The 585-nt window shown below is 71.3% G+C and carries 1 protein-coding gene; it reads left to right on the plus strand.

The annotated features are described in order from the left end of the window. A partial coding sequence (locus tag M8J74_RS44230) for an IS5 family transposase (RefSeq protein ID WP_249841779.1) occupies nucleotides 1-585 on the plus strand: 585 nt, incomplete at both ends.

Here is a 585-nt window from a genome sequence, read left to right on the forward strand (position 1 = left end):
GACTTCCCGCCCTGGCCGCGCGTCTATGCCTTCTTCGCCCGCTGGCGGGACACGGGACTGGTCACCGAGCTGCACGACCGGCTGCGGGAAGCCGTCCGCGCCGGCGAAGGCCGCAGCACCGAGCCGAGCGCGGGGGTTGTGGACTCGCAGTCGGTGAAGGCGGATGCCACCGTCACCTTCGGCTCACGGGGCTTCGATGCGGGCAAGAAGATCAACGGCCGCAAGCGGCACCTGCTCACCGACACGCTCGGGCTTCTCCTGGCCGTGCTGGTCACACCGGCGTCCGTGACCGACCGGGACGGCGCCCGGACACTTCTTCCCACGGCGGCCGGCCGTTTCCGGCGGCTGGCGCGGGTCTGGGCCGACGGCGGCTACACAGGCCACCTCGCCGACTGGACCGCCCAGCATCTCGGGCTCGTCCTCGACATCGTCCGCCGCAGCGAGGACGTCCGCGGCTTCCAGCCACTGCCCCGCCGCTGGGTCGTCGAACGCTCCTTCGCCTGGTTTCTGCGCAGCCGACGCCTGGTGCGGGACTACGAACGACGCACCGACACGAGCGAAGCCGTCATCCGCTGGTCGATGATC

This window comes from Streptomyces panaciradicis (assembly GCF_023516615.1).
In the GTDB taxonomy this organism is placed as follows: Bacteria; Actinomycetota; Actinomycetes; order Streptomycetales; family Streptomycetaceae; genus Streptomyces; species Streptomyces panaciradicis.